We start from the raw sequence: 18,156 nt of genomic DNA, 5'->3' as shown, positions 1-18,156 counted from the left end.
GACTCGGCCTGGTGCACGGCATGGCGCATCCGCTCGGAGCGTTCTACAACGCCCCGCACGGCGTGGCCAATGGGATCCTGCTGGCTCCCGTGATGGCCTTCAACGCCGACTACACGGGGGAGCGTTTCCGGGACATCGCGGTGGCCTTCGCCGTCCCCGGCGCCGCGGAGATGACGCTCGGCGACGTGCGAACGGCGGCCGTCGACGTGGTCGCCGCGTTGACCCGGGATCTGGGCAACCCGACGACGCTGCGCGAGATCGGCGCGAAGGAGGAGGACCTCCCGGCGCTGGCACGGGCCGCCTTCGAGGACGTCTGCACCGGCGGCAACCCGCGCGAGGCGACTGTGGAGCAGATCCAGGACCTGTACGCATCCATCTATTGAGCCGCGGATCGCGAGGGGTCGAGCCGACTCAACCCCACGCGATCGGGCCGGTCACGTTCCCTCGCGCAGCCGCGTGAGAAACGAGAAGTGCCCGTCCAGCGCGCGCTGCCCCTCGGGCGTGAGCCGCGCCCACGCCCTGGCGTGACCGCTGTCGCGGTGGACGCGTCTGAGGGTCACGTATCCGGCGTCGCCCAGGGTCTTCAGGTGCTTGCTCAGGGTCGCATCCGACACCTCGAGGACGTCGCGGAGGGTGGCGAAGTCGACCTCGCCTCCCCTGGAGAGCAGTGCGCAGATCTGGAGGCGCTGCGGTGCGTGGATGATCGGGTCGAAGAGGGGCTCGGCACCGCGGTCGGTCACAGGGCGGCCCGGGCCAGACGACGGCGCCCTGCACGGTCGGCGAGCGGTCCGAGCGCCGCCATGGCAAGGCCCGCCGCCGCCGCGACGAGGCCGGCCTCGAGGAGGGTGAACTGCCTCGCGAACACGTTCACGGCCACCGCGATCACGAACAGCCCGTAGGAGATCGCCGACCAGGGCGCCCCCTCGCGGAGGAAGGTGAAGCGGCTCGGGTTGGCTCTGGAGAAGCCGATCCGACGGGCGCGCCAGCGGGTGACGGCGATCATCCCCGCGAGTCCGACGAGGAGCGCGACGACGACCCAGGCCGGCCGCTCGCCCACCCCGAACGCGATGCAGGCCACGAAAAACCCATACAGGGCGTGGAACCACCAGGGGGACCTCAACCGGGCGGCGAGGCGGGCGTTGGCCGACCGGATCGCCTCCTCCGGCGAGGCGTTCATCGGGAAGTCGTCCTGGTCGATGTTGTCTCTTTCCATGGTGGAAACAATAATTGTTTCCACCATGGAAAGCAACTGTGCGAGCGAACGACGGCGGGCAGCTCCGCCGAGCCGGTCCGGCCTCAGTCGAGGACGACCCCGTGCTGCAAGAGGATCTCCCCGAAGGGGCGCAGGTCGGAGGCCTCGTAGCGGCTGACGAACTCGTCGAAGTCGGCGCGGTCGCCGCGGTGGAGGGGGTAGGCCTCGACGGGCAGCAGCCTGTCGTCGGTGACCTTGACGTCGATGAGCACCGGCTCGGCGGTGTCCTTCGACTCCTCGAGGGCCCGGCGGAGCTCCTCGATCGTGGTGGCGGTGTAGCCGTGCACACCGAAGCCCTCCGCGACCTTCGCGAAGTCGACGTCCATGAGGTCCACGCCGGAGTGCGGCTGGCCCTGGTCGTCCTGTTCGGCCTCGATGAAGCCGAGCGAGCGATTGGTGAAGACGACGTTGATCACGGGCAGGTGGTAGAGGGCCTGCGTGGCCAGGTCCTGGGCGACCATCGCCATCCCGCCGTCCCCGGTGAGATTCCAGACCTGACGGCCCGGATGGACCAGGGCCGCGGCGATGCTCGCGGGCAGGCCGTAGCCCATCGTCGCGTAGAGCGCCGAGGTGGTGAGCGTGCGGCGCTCATCCATGGGCAGGAAGCGGGCGGTCTCGATGTTGACGTTCCCGACGTCGACGCCGAAGACGGCATCGGGGGCGGCGATCCTGGTGATCTCCGCGAAGACCGGCGGGATGCGCAGGGGCACCCGGGTGTCCGAGGACTTCGAGGCGATCCAGGCGTCCCAATCGCGCTTGTCCTCCAGCGCGGACTCGTACCAGGCGGTGTGGTCGACGGCCGGCTCGGTGCGGGCGCGGGCGACGGAGAGCAGCCGGCGCAGGAAGGCCGCCGCATCGGAACGGATGCCCAGGGTCGTCGCATGGCGGGCGCCGATGGAGGTGGTGTCGATGTTGACGTCGATGAACTTCGCGTCGGGGCTGAACATCACGCGGCCGAACTCGTAGTTCGTGCCGACGAAGACGATCAGGTCGGCGGCCCGGCCGAGGTCGGTGCCCGGCTTGGTCGCGACGCGGCCGGTGGAGATCATGTAGCCCGGGTAGTCGTCTGGCAGGATTCCCTTGCCCAGATAGGTCGACACGAGGGGCAGGTGGAGGAGTTCGGAGAGCTCGCGCAGCTCGTCGGCGCCGCCGGCCGCGCCGCGACCGAAGTAGATGATGGGGCGCTTGGCGGCCGCGATGAGATCCATGGCCTTCGCGACATCCTCCGGACGCGGGTCCTGTGGCCACTCCGGCTGGACGTATGCGCCGGCGGAGGAGACGTAGGTGTCGGGGATCTGAGCCCAGCCGAGGTCGCGGGGGATGACGACCACGGCCACCCCGTTGTGGGCGTAGGCCTGACGGATCGCGGTGTCCACCACCTGGGGGAGCTGCTCCGCGGTGGTCACCGTGCGGTTGTAGACGGCCACGTCGGCGAAGATCGGATTCTCGGCGAGCTCCTGGAAGTAGTCGGTGTTCATCAGGGGCGTGGCGACCTGGCCGACCAGAGCGAGAACCGGGGTGTGGTCGTGGAGCGCGTCGTAGAGGCCGTTGAGCAGATGGACGGCACCGGGGCCGGCCGATCCGAACGTCACGCCGATCCGACCGGTGAGCTTCGACTCGGCGGAGGCCGCGAGGGCCCCCACCTCCTCGTGACGCACTCCGATGTAGCGGATCTCGTCACGGAAGTCGTGGATCGCGTTCATCGTGGAGTCGAACGATCCGCCGGGCAACCCGTAGATGTTCTCGACCCCCCAGTCCTTCAGAACCTTCAACATCGCATTGGATGCGTTGATCATTGCCACTTCGTTCTCCATCGTGTGGCCATCGGCGAGTCATGTCTCGTTGGGTGGCTTGGTTATGCTCGGCCTCGTGGGCCGGTGATTTCAGCTTAGATCTCGGTGGAGACCGACGGCGGTGTCGAGGGCGGATGCCCAGGAGAGGGAAACGATGAACACAGACGACGCCCTGAGCGAGGCCGTCACGGGGTACGCGCTCTCGATGCAGCGCCTCTGCGCGGCCACGCCCGCGGGCAGCACGGAACGGGCCGGTCACGTCCGTCTGCTGTTCTCCGGCACCGCGCTGCCCTCCTTGAACTCGGTGGCCGTCCTGGACGACGAGTGGGAGGCCGGGGACGTCACCGCCCTCGCGGAGCACGCCGAGGGTCTCGGGCTGCCGTGGTCGATCCTGTTCCGGGTCGCCCGTGACACGGCGAACGAGTCGCGCCTCGCCGAGATCGCGGAGATCGCCGGCTCTCACGGTCTCACCGGGCGGTCAGAGACGCCGTTTCTGACCTGTGACCGGGATGACCTCGTGGGGCGTGGTCCTCGAGTCGACTCCCGGATCGTCACCGCAGGCGCGGCGGACTGGGCGGAATACACGGCGGCGCTGTCCGACGGCTTCGAGGCGCCCCCGTCCGCATTCGGGTCGCTGATGGCGGGTGGTGTGCTCGACGTGCCGGAGTTCACCGGATATCTCGCCCGCCTGGACGGGCAGCCGGCGGCAACCGGGCTCGGCAGTCGCATCGGACGGAGCCTGGGTGTTTTCAACATCGCCGTCGTCCCCCGGTTCCGTCGGGCCGGGCTCGGCCGAGCCGTGACCGAACGTGTGGTCCTCGACGGCTTCGAGGCGGGGGCCACGATCGCCTACCTGCAGGCCAGCGACGACGGCCGCCCGCTGTACGAGTCGATGGGATTCCGGCACGTCGAGACCTGGATCTCGTTCAGGGGCTGAGGCGCCCGCCGACCCGTCGAGAGGGACGCGCCGCGTGGTCGGGCACGTGGGAATGGAACGGGGCCGCGGTCGCTTTGAGCCTTCCATGACCTCATCAACGGAACGTCGTGGCTGGCTCGGTGTGCTCTCGGTCGCCCTCGGCTCGTTTGTCCTCGTGCTCTCGGAATTCCTCCCCATCGGGCTGCTGCCCGCCATCGCCTCCGGCCTCCACGTCGGAATCGGCACCGCCGGCCTCATGGTGGTGGGCACCGGTCTGACCGGGGCCATCGCCGCCCCGGTGGTGACCGTCGCGACGTCCAGAGTCGACCGGCGAGTCGTGCTCGTCGCCCTCACGATCCTGCTGGTCCTGGCCGACGCCCTCGCCGCGCTGGCGCCGACGTTCGGGGTCCTCCTGATCGCACGGATGCTGCTCGGCGTCGGGATCGGCGGGTTCTGGGCCATCGGCGCCGGGATGGGCGCGCGCCTCGTCAAGCCGTCCGCGGCCATCCGGGCGACGTCGTTCATCACGGCGGGCATCTCGGTGGCGACCGTCGTGAGCCTGCCGCTCGGCGCGTTCGTGTCGTCCCTGGCCAGCTGGCGGCTCGCCTTCGTGATCGGCGGAGTGCTCGGTCTCGTCGCCCTCGTCCTGCAGCTCATCCTGCTGCCCAGCATCCCGGCGATCCACCGGGTGCGCTTCGCGACCCTGGGCGGGCTGCTCCGGATTCCCCGTGCCCGCGTCGGCCTCATCGCCACCGCGTTCGTCTTCGTTGCGCAGTTCGCGGCCTACACGTATGTGGCGCCGTACCTCAAGCAGCTGGTCGGCGTCGGGCCGGACACCATCACGCTCGCCCTGCTCGTCTTCGGCATCGCCGGTATCGTGGGCAACTTCGCGGCGGGCCTGACCCTGAGTCGCAGCGTGATCGGCACCCTCGGCGCGGCCAAGTTCGTGCTGGCCGGCGCCGTCGTGCTGTTACCGCTCCTGGCCCACTCGGTGCCGGGGGTCTTCGCCCTGCTCGTCGTCTGGGGTCTGGTGTGGGGCGCGCTGCCGCTCGGCACGCAGACCTGGATGGCGGCCGCCTCGCCGAACGGGGCGGAGAGCGGCCTCGCCCTCTTCGTCACGACGATCCAGCTGGCGATCGCCGCGGGATCGATCGTCGGCGGCCTGGCCGTCTCCTCGTTCGGCCTCGCCGCGGACTTCTGGCTCTCCGGCGGGATCGCCGTGCTCGGTGCCGTCGTGCTGATCGGGCTCGGGCTGCGGCGCTCCAACGCGCTCGTGCCCGCGACGAATGCGGCCGTGACTCCGGCCGCGGCATCCGGGCCCACCGCGGCGATCGAGGTTCCCTGCGCGGCGCCCTGCTGAGTCCCGCGGCGATCGTCCGGCGTGTTGGCGGGGATCGGCGTCCGTGCCCGCCGCCGCAGCCATACTTGGCTCGTGAGCACTACGATTCCCACCGCGTTCTGGAACACCGACCGCGCCGCCCTGCTTGCCGACCTGGATTCGACCGGTGACGGGCTGACGAGCGATCGGGCCGCGGCCGTGCTCGCCAGGGTCGGACGGAACACGCTCGGCGTCTCGAAGCAGACCTCCGCCGCCCGGCTCCTCGCCCGGCAGTTCCTGAGCCCGATCATCATCATCCTGGTGATCGCGACCGTCCTCGCCTGGGTCCTCGGCGACCCGGTGGACTCGGTCATCATCCTGGTGATCATCCTGCTCTCCGGGCTGCTGGGATTCTTCCAGGAGCGGAGCGCAGGCAAGGCGATCGCCGCGCTGCTGGCGACGGTCGAGATCACGGCGACGATCCTTCGTGACGGGAAATCGCAGGCGATCCCGCTGACGCAGGTGGTGCCGGGAGACGTCGCCCAGCTGTCGGCGGGCGACCTCGTCCCCGGCGACTCGATCGTGCTGGACTCCAACGGGTTGCAGCTCGACGAATCCGCTCTCACCGGCGAGACGTTCCCGGTCGAGAAGAGGCCAGGAACCAGCGCGGCGGATGCGGAGCTCAACGCCCGCCCCAACATGGTCTTCATGGGCACCCACGTCGCGAGCGGCAGCGGGACGGTGCTCGTCGTCGGCACCGGCGTCTCCACCGAGATCGGGTCGGTCTCCTCGCGTCTGCAGACGGAGCCGCCGAAGACGGGCTTCGAGAAGGGGATGACCTCCTTCGGGCTGCTGCTCACCCGGATCATGCTCGTGCTCGTCGTCGTGATCTTCCTCATCAACCTGCTGCTGCACCGGGCGGTCATCGACTCGGTGCTGTTCTCGTTGGCGCTCGCCGTCGGCCTGACACCCCAGCTGCTTCCGACGATCGTGAGCATCAGCCTCGCCCAGGGCGCTCGCGCGATCGCCAAGCGACGGGTCATCGTGCGCCGCCTCGACTCGATCGAGGACTTCGGGTCGATGAGCATCTTCTGCTCCGACAAGACCGGCACGATGACCGCCGGGCAGGTGGTGCTGGATGCCGCGCTCGACGTCGCGGGCGCACCGAGCGACTCCGTTGCCCGTCTCGCTTTCATCGATGCCTTCTCCCAGATCGGGTTGAAGAACCCCATCGACGATGCCATCTGCGCCGGCGTGAAATGCGACGTCTCGAAGGTCGTGAAGCTCGGGGAGCTGCCGTACGACTTCAACCGCCGGCGACTCAGCATCCTCTTCGCCGACGCCGGTGGGGCGCCGACCCTCGTGAGCAAGGGTGCGCTCGACGCCATCCTCGCGGTGTGCACGAGCGCGAGGGCGTCGGATGGCTCGACCGTGCCGATCGCGGCGGTCAACGACACCGTGCAGAAGCTGTTCCTCGACCTGAGCAACGAGGGCTTCCGCGTCCTCGGCGTCGCGACCCGCGAGCTTCCGGGCGCGACCTCCACCACCCTCGCCGACGAGGCGGCCATGACCCTCGTTGGGTTCGTCACCTTCGCCGACCCGGCGAAGCCGGATGCCGCCAAGACGCTCGAGGACCTCGCCGCCAACGGCGTCTCCGTCCGGATGCTGACGGGGGACAACCGCCTGGTCGCGGCGCACATCGCCAAGGCGGTCGGGCTCGACACCACCACGGTCCTCACCGGCACGGACATCGACAGACTGGACGACACCGCTCTCGCGGCCAGGGCGCCAGGCGTCGTCGTCTTCGCCGAGCTCAACCCGATCCAGAAGGAGCGGATCGTCCGCGCGCTCCGCACGACGGGCGAGACGGTCGGCTACATGGGTGATGGCATCAACGACTCGCTCGCCCTGCGGGCCGCGGATGTCGGCATCTCCGTCGACAGCGCCGTCGCGGTCGCGAAGGAGGCCGCGGCGATCGTGCTGCTCGACAAGGACCTGAACGTGCTGCTCGCCGGCATGACCCAGGGCCGTCGCACCTTCGCGAACACCATGAAGTACATCTTCATGACCACGAGCGCGAGTTTCGGAAACGTGCTGAGCATGGCCATCGCCGCCGCCGTCCTGCCGTTCCTGCCGCTGCTCGCCAGCCAGATCCTGCTCATCAACCTCCTCACCGACTTCCCCGCCACCTTTATCGCGACCGACTCCGTCGACGCGGCGCAACTGCGCAGGCCGCAGCACTGGGACGTCAGGCTCATCCAGCGCTACATGCTCGTCTTCGGCGCGTTGAGCTCGGTCTTCGATCTCGTGACCTTCGCCGTCCTCGAGTGGGGATTCCACGCGCAGGTGCGGGAGTTCCAGAGCGCCTGGTTCCTCGGCAGCATCCTCACCGAGATCACGGTGCTGTTCGTCCTGCGCACCAGGCGGCCGTTCTTCCGCAGCCGGCCCAGCAGGTGGATAGTGATGGCGAGCGTCCTCGTCGCGGCCGTCGCGTTTGTCATCCCCTACTCGCCGGTGGCGGCGCCGCTGAACCTGGTCGCGATCCCCCTGCCGCTGCTCGTGGCCGTGCTGGCGATCACCCTCATGTACCTCGTCGCCAACGAGCTGGTCAAGCGGGTCTTCTGGCGGCCCGACCAACGCACCGCGTGATCCGGCGCCGCGTCGGTCGCGCGCGATCAGGCATCCTGTTCCTCGCTGCGGGGGTGAATGGGCAGCCAGGTACGCATGGTCGCCGGGCCCCGGTTCGCCCAGGCGTAATACGGGATCATCCGGGCGCGGACGTGCCCTGCCTCAGCGACACCGGCGCTCGTCCGATAGGGCCAGTCGGTCTCTGGTTCGGCGAGCCGGTAGACGTCGATGGATGTGCCGTCGGGGCCCGCCGCGATCGTCGACGCGTCGGCGGTGATCTCGTTGACGCTCCATCCGGTGGGCAGGTCGATGGACTCCACCGCCAGGACCAGCGGTCCGCGCTCGATAGCGAAGGTGCCGCGGGAGGCGTCGATCCTCGGGTCGGGGAAGACGATCCTGGGCTCCAGCGACAGCTCGAGCCGGATCGCCTCTCCCGGGTGGAAGATCCCGGTGACCTCGAGCAGTCTCCCGCGCTCGGTGGCGGCGTGCCCGCTGACGATCCGGGGATTGCGCGCCCAGGCGGGAATCCGTAATCCGATGGTGACGGGGGTCGTCGGGGCCGTGTCGATGGTGACGGTGATCCGGCCGCCGTGCGGATAGTCGGTGCCGACGTGCAGAGCCAGCTCGCCGTCGTCGAGAGTCGTGTGGATCTCGTAGTCGCCGTATTGGTGCAGTTGGATGCCGGTGCCGGTGGCGGTGGCGAAGTACAGGTTGATGCTGGCCAGTGTACGGGCGACGTTCGTCGGGCAGCAGGAGACCTCGAACCAGGGGGCGCGCAGGCTGGATTCGGCTCGGTGGCTGAGCTCGTGCTCGTCGGGGACGGATCCCGGGGTGCGCTGGTGGAGGGTGTTGGTGTAGTAGAAGGCCTGCCCGTCCTCGCGGGGTGAGGCGAGGACGTTGTTCAGCAGGGTTCGCTCGATCAGATCGGCATACTTCTCGTCGCCGGTGTGGAGCAGCAGCCGCCAGGAGAGCATGACGGAGGCGATACCGGCGCAGGTCTCCGAGTACGCCCGGTCCGCGGGAAGCTCGTAGTCGTCACCGTAGGCCTCGTCCTGGTGATGGGAACCGACGCCGCCGGTGATATAGGTCCGCCGGGCGACCGCATTCGTCCACTGCGTCTGGACGGCCTCGGCAAGGCCGAGGTCCGCGGTATCGACGGCCACATCCAGTGCGCCGGACGCGAGGTAGAGGGCACGTACGGCATGGCCGCGCATGGTCGTCGCGTCACGGACGGGGATGTCGTCCTGAAAGTACTCCGGGGCGAAGGCGGCGGGACGGAGGGTTCCGGTGCCACGACGCTCGACGAACAGGCGTGCCAGCTCGAGGTACCGGAGCTCCCCGGTCGCCCGGGACAGTTCGGCGAGGGACATCTCGATCTCGGGATGACCGCACACGGCGTTGCGCCCGTCGGGACCGAACTCGACCCACAGGTGATCCGCCAATCGCCGGGCGACCTGCGCGAGCGTGTCGTCGTGGCCGGTGCGGAGTCGCGCAACAGCGGCCTGGATGAGGTGGCCGAAGCAGTACAGCTCGTGTCCGAATTCGAGATTGGAATACCGCGGCGGCTGGCCCCGACGACCGAAGCTCGTGTGCAGGTAGCCGTCCTGCTCCTGCGCTGCCGCGACGCGGGCGACCAGGGCGAGGTAGCGCTGCTCCAGGTCCTCGGTGCGATTGCGCCCGAGCTCCCAGGCCATGGCCTCCAGGAGCTTGTAGATCTCGGAGTCGACGAACTCGATGCCCGCGTGGTCACCGCCGATGGTCCCCGCCGCCGCCCTGTCGAAGTTCCCTGTCCAGCCGATGCGCTCCATCCAGTACTCGCAGTGGCCGAGGGTGGCCTCGGCGTTCGTCCGTTGTTTGCCGCCCCAGAATCCTCCGGTGACCCGGATCTCCTCCTGTCCGAGAGGCCGCAGAACGGAGCTTCGTGGCCGGACGGGGGCACCGTTCGAGTTAGCGGATGACATGGAGTACCTCGGAACTTTCTGCTGCGAAAACGGGGATGTGGTCGAGCGGGGTGGACACGGTGACGATCCTGCCGCCGGGGTGGACCTGCCCGGTCGAGGGCTCGGTCCAGTCCCGTCCGGCGGGAAGGTAGACCTCGCGAGAGGTGGCACCCGGTTCCAGGACGGGGGCGACCAGGAGGTCGGGGCCGAGAAGGAATTGATCCTCCACGGTCCAGGCCGCGGCATCCTCCGGGAAGTCGACGAACAGGGGGCGCATCGGCGGCAGCCCGGTGCTCGACGCCGTCCGCATCTGCTCGTGGAGGTACGGGCGGAGGCGCTCACGGAGCTGAAGGGACGCGACCAGGTGCGGGTAGGCGGCCTCGCCGTATGACCAGACCTCATTCGGGCCGCCGGTCATCGCATATCCGGTGGGCACGCGCGGGAACCTGTCGCCGTGCAGGCGGAACAGCGGGCAGAACACGCCGTATTGGAACCAGCGCACCATGAGCTCGCGGTAGGCCGGGTCGGACGGGTCCCCTCCGTGGAAGCCGCCGATGTCGGTGGTCCACCACGGAATGCCCGACATGCCGATGTTCAGTCCGGCCCGCACCTGCTGCCGCAGAGACTCCCAGGTTGCCGAGATGTCTCCCGACCAGACGGCGGCCCCGTATTTCTGCGATCCCGCCCAGGCGGAGCGGCACAGCAGTACGGTCGGCTCCTGGCCCGCTTGTCGCATGCCGTCGGCGAAAAGCCGTGCGTTGTCCCGCGGGTAGATATTCGCGACCTCGGCACCGGGGCCGGCGTAGAGGGACAGGTTGCCCGGATGGGCGGGGTTCAGCTCGGGCTCCGAGGCATCGAGCCAGAAGACCCGGATGCCCCGCTCGAGGTAGTTCTTCCTGACCAGCCCCCAGACGAACTCGCGGGTCTGCGGATTGGTGGGGTCGTAGAAGGCGACGGGCATCGGGGTGGCCATACCCTTGTCCTGAATGGTCTGCTGGAACTCGACTCCCTGGTCCGCGCCGACGAGCATTCCCCGGCCGTTGTACTCCGTGTAGTGCTCACTCAGGGGGGAGATGGTGGGCCAGACGGAGACCATCAGCTCGATCCCGAGTTCCTTCAGCTCGGCGACCATCGCCGTCGGGTCCGGCCATTCGGCGGAGTCGAAGCGGAAGTCTCCCATGGCCGACCAGTGGAAGAAGTCGGACACGATCACCGACAGGGGCAGGCCGCGACGCCTGTACTCGCGGGCCACTTCCAGCAGCTCGTCCTGCGTGCGATAGCGCAGCTTCGACTGCCAGAAACCGCTTGCCCATTCGGGCAGTTCAGGGGCATGGCCGGTCGCGTCGGCATACCGAGAGAGGATCTCGGCCGGAGCGCCCGCGGCGGTGAACCAGTAGTCGATCTCGCGGGCCTGACCCGCGCTCCAGCGGGTGACGTTCTCGGCGAACTCGACCCGGCCGACCGCCGGCACGTTCCACAGCAGCCCGTAGCCCCGGTCGGAAAGGACGAAGGGGATGTTCACCTCTCCGTTGCGCTGCACCAGGTCCAGGGCGAGACCCTTGATGTCCAGACGGCCGTGGGTGCGCTGACCGAGCCCGTACAGTCTTTCGCCGGGGTAGGCGGCGAACTGCTGGTGAATCTCGTAGGCGCCCGACCGGTTGCCCTGGAACACGCGGGCCCCCGGCATCCAGAAATGCTCGCGCGCCTCCGTCAGCAGCTCCGTTCCGTCCGCATTCCGGAACGTGATGAGGGGTTCCGGGTAGGCATGTCCGACGTTGAAGTCGACCTCCAGGCGGAGCGCCCCATGCTCCAGTTCTGCTCTGGCCCCGTCGATCCGGATCCGTGGCTCGGGTCCAGGCGGGCGCTGCGGGTCCAGGGCCCCTGCGCTGTCGGCGGGGATCCGGTACTGAGCCGCCCGTACCCGCACGCTGTCGCGTCCCCAGGCCTCGATGCGGATTATCTCGTGGCGGTGACGGACTTCGAGGGCACCGTCCACGATCGTGTAGGACACCATGGTGGTGGTCATCTCCAATGGTCGGATCAGTCTTTGACCGCCCCGGCCGTCACGCCGGCAGCGATGTATCGCTGGGCGAGCGCGAGCAGGGCGGCTGCGGGGATGGATGCGACCACTGCGGTGGCCATGATCGCGTTCCACTCCTGATTGTTGTTGCCGATGTAGGCGTAGATACCCAGGGTGATCGGCTTCAGGGCGCCCCCGCCGTCGAGGGTGTTGGCGAACAGGAAGTCCGACCACGCCCAGAGGAACGAGAACAGCGAGACCGTGACCACGGAGTTGCGGCTGACCGGGAGCACCACCGAGCGGAACGTCCGCCAGGTGCTTGCGCCGTCGATGCGTGCTGCCTGCAGGAGTTCGTCGGGGATGCCGGACATGAAGGCGCTGAAGATGAGCACGCCGAACGGGACGGCGATCGTCGAGTCGGCGATGATCAGGCCCCAGACGGTGTCGAGCACTCCCAGCCGCACGTAGATGGTGTAGAAGCCCATCGACATGATGATCGCGGGGATCATCTGCGCGATCAGCATCAGGAAGCTGATCACGCCCCCGCCTCGAGGGCGCAGTTTGGCCAGCGAGTATGCCGCCGGTGCGGAGAGGACAAGGGTCAGAACCACGGTTCCGAGACCGATCAGCAGACTCGTGCCGAGGAACGGCAGCTGCTGCTGCAGCACGACGGAATAGCCCTCCAGGGTGCCATGGATGGGGAAGATGTTCGGCGGGTCCTTCCGCATGTCGGAGGTCTTCGTCAGCGAGACATTGACCATCCAGTAGATCGGGAACAGCATGATCGCGGTGAGGACGACGCCGACGGCCGTCAGCCACCAGGAGCGGCGCTTCATCAGGTGTCCAATCTGCGCTGAACGCGCGCATACGCGAGCCCGAAGAGGAGCGCGATGATGATGAGGATGTTGCCGACGGTGGCGGCCGAGCTGAAGTCAGGCAGCAACGAGCCGAAACCGAGCTGATAGGACCAGATCGCCAGCGTCGTCGAGGAGGTCGAGGGGCCGCCACGCGTCATGATCCAGATGATGTCGAACACCTTGAGGGTGTAGACGAAACCCAGGAGGAGGGTGATCGCGGTCACCGGGCGCAGCAGCGGGAAGGTGATACTCCAGAACCGCTGCCAGCCGTTGGCCCCGTCGATGGCGGCCGCCTCGTAGACGTCGGCGGAGATGCCTTGCAGGCCGGAATACATGATCACCAGGTTGAACGGGATGCCGATCCAGATGTTCGCGATCAGCACGGCGGCCAGCGACCAGTTGGGCGACGTCAGCCAGTTGATCTGCCCGATTCCAAAAGCCTCGAGGAAGGAGTTCACGATGCCGGAGTCGCTGTTGAGCATCCACGACCAGGTCGAGGCCGACACCAGCAGGGGAAGCAGCCAGGGGATGAGGAACAGGGCGCGGAGCACGCCGGACAGGCGGAAGCTCTTGAAGAAGAAGACGGCGAGCGCCAGGCCGATCGCGAACTGGAAGGCGATGGACACGAAGACGAAGATCGCCGTGTTCAGGACCGACGGCCAGAAGGTCGAGCTGCTGAGGATCTCGCCGAAGTTCTGCAGCCCGACGAAGGGTGCCGAACCATCGATGAACGAGCGGACGGTGTAGTGCCGCAGACTGAGGTCGACGTTCTTGTACAGGGGGTACGCATAGAACAGCGCGAGGTAGACGACGACGGGGGCGATGAATCCCCATGCCGTCCATTGCACTCTGCGTCGTGCGGAGTTGTGAGCGCGGGACGGGGCGACGGGTGCCACCCCGTCCCTGTGCTGCGCGGCCGACCGGCTATCCGACGTGGACGGTGTCATGGTTATCGTGTCGGCTTTCTTCACGGATCTACTTCTTGAGCTTTGCGTTCACGGCATCCTGGGCCGCCTTGAGCGCGTCCGCCGGAGATGCCGCACCGCTCTCGGCCTTCTGCACCGCGGTCCACAGCTGCTGCGAGATCACCGGGTACTTCGTGCCGAGGTTGTCGCCGGTGCGCGCCTTGGCCACGCGAACGGCATCGACCCAGGTCTTCAGGCTCGAATCGGAAGACAGCTGCGCCTGCTGGCCGGAGGTGCTGGCCACGATGTAGTTCAGGGTGTTGTCCGTCTTCACGATGTTGTCGCCGGAGGACAGGCACTCGATCACCTTCGCCGAGGTCTTGTAGCGGGCGCTGTCCTTCTGCACCGGGATCGTGAAGAACTCGCCGCCGGTGGGCACCGGAGCTGCCCCGCCGCCCTCGGCCGGGATCGTGATGACGCTCGCACCCATGTCGGCGGCGGATGCCTTCTGCCAGGTGCCGTTCTCGCCGAACGCGAAGTCGCCGGTCTGGAACTCCTGCCAGGTGGTCGTCTGGGTGTCCTGGATGACCGAGTTGGGGGCGTAACCCTGCTTGATCCAATCCGTCCACAGGGTCAACGCGGCAATGGCCTTCGGCGAGTCGAGCTTGGTCAGGTCAGCGCCGGCGCCCCAGAACCAGGGCAGGAACTGGAAGCTGCCCTCCTCGGTGCCGATGCCCGCGAAGGTGATGCCCTTCTTGCCCGCCGCCTTCACCTTGGCCAGCGCGTCCGTCAGGGAGGCCCAGTCCGTGATCGACGCCGGATCGACCCCCGCGGCCTGCAGGACCTTCGGGTTGTAGTAGAGGGCCAGCGTATTCGCGCCGATCGGGACGCCGTACGTCTTTCCGTCGAGGACACCCGCGCCCAGGATGTTCTGCGAGACCTTGCCGGTCGAGAGCCCGTTCTCCTTGGTGTCGGTGAGGATGCCGGCATCCGCGAGGGTGGAGACCACCGGGTTGTCGACCAGCAGGATATCGGCGGAGTTTCTCTGCTGCCCGGCCAGCAGCGCCTTGTTCGTCAGATCCGTGGTGTCATAGCCGGTGCGTTTGATGGTGACACCGGCGTCCGTTCCGCACTGCGCGACGGCTTTGGCCCAGGCCGACGAGGCGTCGTACTGGGGATACGGATCCCAGAAGGTGTAGCTGCCGCTCGCGGCATCTTTGGACGAACCGTTGCTGCTGGAGCAACCGGAGAGCGTTGCGGCCATGACGGCCGCCGTGAGGAGCGTGACACCGATGGTGCGCGCCTTGCGTGATGCTTGCACTGGAATTCCTCTCTGAATGGTGCTGCTGGTTGTGATCTGTCGAACCGGTTCGACGCCGCGGTAAGGTCTTGTGGGTTGCCGCGGTACCGCCCGTCAGCGGGTGCTTCCTCGGTCCATGATGGTTGGTGCGATGAACTCGAGAGTCGGGGCCTCTGCGTCCTTCGGATCGAGCATTCGTCGCACCAGGGCCTGGACCGCATTGCGGCCCAGTTTGTCGGGCGAGGTCTCCACCGCCGTGAAGGGCAGTGAGAAGATCCGACCGAAGTCTTCGGAGAAGATCCCGACGACGGAGAGGTCGTCGGGAACGCGGATGCCGCGGGAGTACAGGACCGACGGCAGCGCGGCGATCATGGCGTCGTTGTGGATGATCATCGCGGAGCCGAGCTGCGCGTCGAGGATCTCGTTGAGCTGCCGGTTCACCGCGGGCTGCTGGGTCTCTCCGAAGAAGGAATGAACCCGGATCCCGTACGTGGCCGCCTGTTGGAGAGCGGAATCCCGGAAGCGCCAGGCATAGGCGCCTCCGCGCTCGAAGACGTGCTCGCGGGGGGTGATCAGGATGACCTCTCGGTGCCCTCGTTGGGCGAGGTGGTCCATGAGGAGACGGCCGGACGCGGCGAAGTCCAGGTCGAAGACGTCGAAGCCGTCGGGCTCGCGGGGAAGTCCCACCATCGAACCCGGCTGGCGCATCTTCCTCATCACGGGAAGCCGTTGGTCGTCATACGCGACGTTCAGCAGAATGACCCCGTCGACCATCTCCGAGCTGGAGAGCCGCTCAAGCGCCTTGGGGCCGTTGTCTTCGGTGATCATCAGGATGTCATAGCCGGCCTCGCGGGCCGCATCCGAGATCGGCAGGACGTACTGCAGCATGGCCGGGGAGAACTCGTCCTCGAAGAACTGGACGAACAGGCCGATCACCATCGTCTGCGAGGTCGCTAACGCCCGGGCTCCGGCATTCGGGGTGAAACGGAGCTCGGCGATCGCCGTCTCGATGCGTTCGCGGGTCTCCCGGGAAATGGTCCGTTTGCCGGACAGCGCGTAGGAGACGGTGCTGCGCGAGACTCCCGCGCGACGTGCCACATCCTCGATCGTGGACACATTCACCCCTCTTCATCGAACCGGTTCGACTTACCGTAGCACCAGCGGATCGCGACTTCAAGGTTCATTTTTGGGCGGGATCGCGGCCGCAGAACCGCCAGTGGTTTCGCATCGGCCCCGGTCTCGCACCGTGTCGGCATCGTGAATCGAGAATTGCGGATGGCAAATGGGACCGCCCGTCTTCCCAGCATCGCCGAAGGTCCCCGACCTAGATTCGTTCCCTGCCGGCCCGGACGGCAGTGCAGCACGCGGTGTCGTCGAAGGAGCCCCTTGGTCGCCCTGATCTTCATCGGCCTCGTCGGTGGCCTCATCACCGGGATATCCCCCTGCATTCTCCCGGTGCTGCCGGTCATCTTCCTGTCCGGTGGGGCGCAGGCGGCGCGCTCGCTTCCGACGGGCGCGGTGGCCATCGATTCCCCGAGCGAGGATTCCCGCGATCGGCCGAATCCCGTCGTCCCGTCTCGGCACAGCGCCCGCCCGTTCCTCGTCGTCCTTGGTCTTGCCCTGAGCTTCGGCGTGTTCACCCTGCTCGGCACGCTCGTGCTCGACGCCCTGCCGGTGCCTCAGGACATCATCCGCTGGATCGGGCTCGCCGCCCTCGTGCTCCTTGGGCTCGGAATGATCGTTCCGAGGTTCGAGAAGATCCTCGAGAAGCCGTTCTCCTGGATCCCCCAGCGCGCGGTCGGCACCGACCGTGGCGGATTCCTGCTCGGGCTCACCCTCGGCGCGGTGTACGTCCCCTGCGCGGGGCCGGTGCTGGCCGCGATCACCGTGGCCGGGGCCACGGGCAGGATCGGTGGCGAGACCGTCCTCCTCACGATCGCCTTCGCGATCGGCACCGCGGTGCCGCTTCTCCTCTTCGCGCTCGCCGGCCGCGGGGTGGCCGAACGGGTGAAGGCGTTCCGGGTGCATCAGCGCGGGATCCGCGTCGCGGCCGGGGTCGTCGTCATCGGTCTCGCGGTCGCCCTGACCTTCAATGTCACCGACGCGATCCAGAAGGCGATTCCCGACTACACCGCGGCCCTCAACCGATCCCTCGAAGGCGGCGGCACCGTCGCGAAGGCGCTCGGAACCTCGACCACCGTCACCGAGTCGCTCGCCTCCTGTGAGGCTGACGCGGAACAGGAGATATCCAATGCCCTCAAGAACTGCGGCACGGCGCCGGTGATCAGCGGCATCTCACGCTGGCTGAACACGCCGGACGGCGCACCGGTGACCCTCGCCTCACTCAAGGGGAAGGTCGTCCTCCTCGATTTCTGGGCGTACTCCTGCATCAACTGTCAGCGGGCGATCACCCACGTCGACGCCTGGTATTCCGCCTACAGGGCGGCCGGGTTCGAGGTGATCGGCGTGCACACCCCCGAATACGCCTTCGAGCATGTCGCCGACAACGTTAAGGCCGGTGCGGCGCGCCTCGGCATTCAGTACCCGATCGCCCTCGACAACAACTACACCACCTGGGATGCCTACAACAATCAGTCCTGGCCGGCCGACTATCTCATCGACGCTACGGGTACCGTCCGCAACGTTTCCATCGGCGAGGGCGACTACGCCGGCACCGAGAAACTGATTCGGACCCTGCTCACCTCGGCGAACGCGTCGGTGACGTTGCCCGGAACGACGGAGGTGAAAGACACTACGCCTCGCAACGCCGCCCAGACGCCGGAGACCTACCTCGATGCCCAGCGTGCGACCAACTATGCGCGGGGACAGCTCCCGTCCGGCACTAAGCATTTCGCCGACACCGGGACCCTGCCCGACGACACCTTCGGGCTGACCGGAACGTGGGACGTCGGAGACGAGTCGATCACCGCCAAGAAAAACGCCGCGATCCGGCTCGATTTCCTCGCCGACGACGTCTACCTCGACGTCGGGGGAACCGGCACCATCACCGCCACGGTCGACGGGAAGACGACGAGCTACTCCGTCTCCGGCGCCCCGAACATCTATGCCCTCGTCGAGGGCTCGTCGCAGGAGCGGAGTTCCTTGACCGTCAGCCTGTCCCCGGGTTTGAGCGCGTACTCCTTCACCTTCGGGTGATCGGCGGTCCGGCTTCGTCCATCGCCTCCGACCGTCCGCCGAGCTTCTCTGTCCCGTCCCCGTCCCCGTCC

General features: G+C 67.7%; 13 protein-coding genes and 1 pseudogene. 5 read left to right on the top strand and 9 right to left on the bottom strand.

The genetic code is table 11. The features are described from left to right. A pseudogene (locus VGC18_RS07740) lies at positions 1-383 on the top strand (iron-containing alcohol dehydrogenase); the annotation flags it as partial. 51 nt (positions 384-434) lie between these two features. Here the strand turns inward: VGC18_RS07740 and VGC18_RS07735 are convergent. From VGC18_RS07735 to spxB, 3 genes are all read right to left on the bottom strand, one after another. Further along, entirely contained in the window at positions 435-740 is a 306-nt protein-coding gene (locus tag VGC18_RS07735; RefSeq protein WP_331095949.1) for a transcriptional regulator, read from the bottom strand. Then, complete coding sequence (locus VGC18_RS07730; RefSeq protein WP_331095947.1) at positions 737-1,213, bottom strand: hypothetical protein; 477 nt, start codon at positions 1,211-1,213, stop codon at positions 737-739. The genes VGC18_RS07735 and VGC18_RS07730 overlap by 4 nt, the downstream gene beginning before the upstream one ends. Positions 1,214-1,296: 83 nt before the next feature. Then, a complete protein-coding gene (spxB, locus tag VGC18_RS07725) occupies positions 1,297-3,048 on the bottom strand; it encodes a pyruvate oxidase (RefSeq protein ID WP_331095953.1) in 1,752 nt (583 codons plus the stop codon). A gap of 151 nt (positions 3,049-3,199) precedes the next feature. On the opposite strand from spxB, the gene VGC18_RS07720 reads away from it, so the two are divergent. The 3 genes from VGC18_RS07720 to mgtA all read left to right on the top strand — a co-directional run bounded on the left by VGC18_RS07720 (position 3,200) and on the right by mgtA (position 7,928). Further along, positions 3,200-3,982 carry a GNAT family N-acetyltransferase gene (locus VGC18_RS07720; RefSeq protein WP_331095945.1) on the top strand — a complete coding sequence of 261 codons (783 nt, stop codon included), beginning with the start codon at positions 3,200-3,202 and terminating at the stop codon, positions 3,980-3,982. 85 nt (positions 3,983-4,067) lie between these two features. Then, a complete protein-coding gene (locus tag VGC18_RS07715; protein WP_331095942.1) occupies positions 4,068-5,321 on the top strand; it encodes an MFS transporter in 1,254 nt (417 codons plus the stop codon). 72 nt (positions 5,322-5,393) lie between these two features. Then, entirely contained in the window at positions 5,394-7,928 is a 2,535-nt protein-coding gene (gene mgtA / locus VGC18_RS07710) for a magnesium-translocating P-type ATPase (RefSeq protein WP_331095940.1), read from the top strand. Between the two features lie 26 nt (positions 7,929-7,954). On the opposite strand, the gene VGC18_RS07705 is transcribed toward mgtA, so the two are convergent. The 6 genes from VGC18_RS07705 to VGC18_RS07680 all read right to left on the bottom strand — a co-directional run bounded on the left by VGC18_RS07705 (position 7,955) and on the right by VGC18_RS07680 (position 16,045). Then, positions 7,955-9,868 (bottom strand): glycoside hydrolase family 127 protein, encoded by a 1,914-nt coding sequence (locus VGC18_RS07705; protein WP_331095938.1) that lies wholly within the window; start codon positions 9,866-9,868, stop codon positions 7,955-7,957. Further along, positions 9,855-11,873 carry a TIM-barrel domain-containing protein gene (locus tag VGC18_RS07700; RefSeq protein WP_331095936.1) on the bottom strand — a complete coding sequence of 673 codons (2,019 nt, stop codon included), beginning with the start codon at positions 11,871-11,873 and terminating at the stop codon, positions 9,855-9,857. The genes VGC18_RS07705 and VGC18_RS07700 overlap by 14 nt, the downstream gene beginning before the upstream one ends. Positions 11,874-11,887: 14 nt before the next feature. Continuing rightward, the gene (locus tag VGC18_RS07695; protein ID WP_331095934.1) at positions 11,888-12,703 is read right to left on the bottom strand and encodes a carbohydrate ABC transporter permease; all 816 of its coding nucleotides are present in this window, start codon (positions 12,701-12,703) and stop codon (positions 11,888-11,890) included. Further along, on the bottom strand, positions 12,703-13,671 hold the full coding sequence (locus VGC18_RS07690; protein WP_331095932.1) for a sugar ABC transporter permease: 969 nt from the start codon (positions 13,669-13,671) through the stop codon (positions 12,703-12,705). The genes VGC18_RS07695 and VGC18_RS07690 overlap by 1 nt, the downstream gene beginning before the upstream one ends. A 28-nt stretch (positions 13,672-13,699) precedes the next feature. Further along, the gene (locus VGC18_RS07685; protein ID WP_331095930.1) at positions 13,700-14,950 is read right to left on the bottom strand and encodes a sugar ABC transporter substrate-binding protein; all 1,251 of its coding nucleotides are present in this window, start codon (positions 14,948-14,950) and stop codon (positions 13,700-13,702) included. A 93-nt stretch (positions 14,951-15,043) separates the two neighbouring features. Then, a complete protein-coding gene (locus VGC18_RS07680; RefSeq protein ID WP_331095929.1) occupies positions 15,044-16,045 on the bottom strand; it encodes a LacI family DNA-binding transcriptional regulator in 1,002 nt (333 codons plus the stop codon). 270 nt (positions 16,046-16,315) lie between these two features. Here VGC18_RS07680 and VGC18_RS07675 point away from each other — a divergent pair, with 270 nt between their 5' ends. Beyond that, complete coding sequence (locus tag VGC18_RS07675) at positions 16,316-18,085, top strand: cytochrome c biogenesis protein CcdA (RefSeq protein ID WP_331095927.1); 1,770 nt, start codon at positions 16,316-16,318, stop codon at positions 18,083-18,085. Positions 18,086-18,156 lie beyond the last annotated feature (71 nt).

Origin of the sequence: Lacisediminihabitans sp. (genome assembly GCF_036404185.1) — a bacterium.
In the GTDB taxonomy this organism is placed as follows: domain Bacteria; phylum Actinomycetota; class Actinomycetes; order Actinomycetales; family Microbacteriaceae; genus Lacisediminihabitans.
This window is presented reverse-complemented; position numbering and strand designations above follow the sequence as displayed.

Coding starts and splice junctions, on each gene's coding strand:
- VGC18_RS07730 (WP_331095947.1), bottom strand. CDS start 1,213: ATGGAAAGAGACAACATCGACCAGGACGACTTCCCGATGAACGCCTCG.
- spxB (WP_331095953.1), bottom strand. CDS start 3,048: ATGATCAACGCATCCAATGCGATGTTGAAGGTTCTGAAGGACTGGGGG.
- VGC18_RS07720 (WP_331095945.1), top strand. CDS start 3,200: ATGAACACAGACGACGCCCTGAGCGAGGCCGTCACGGGGTACGCGCTC.
- VGC18_RS07715 (WP_331095942.1), top strand. CDS start 4,068: ATGACCTCATCAACGGAACGTCGTGGCTGGCTCGGTGTGCTCTCGGTC.
- VGC18_RS07705 (WP_331095938.1), bottom strand. CDS start 9,868: ATGTCATCCGCTAACTCGAACGGTGCCCCCGTCCGGCCACGAAGCTCC.
- VGC18_RS07700 (WP_331095936.1), bottom strand. CDS start 11,873: ATGACCACCACCATGGTGTCCTACACGATCGTGGACGGTGCCCTCGAA.
- VGC18_RS07695 (WP_331095934.1), bottom strand. CDS start 12,703: ATGAAGCGCCGCTCCTGGTGGCTGACGGCCGTCGGCGTCGTCCTCACC.
- VGC18_RS07690 (WP_331095932.1), bottom strand. CDS start 13,671: ATGACACCGTCCACGTCGGATAGCCGGTCGGCCGCGCAGCACAGGGAC.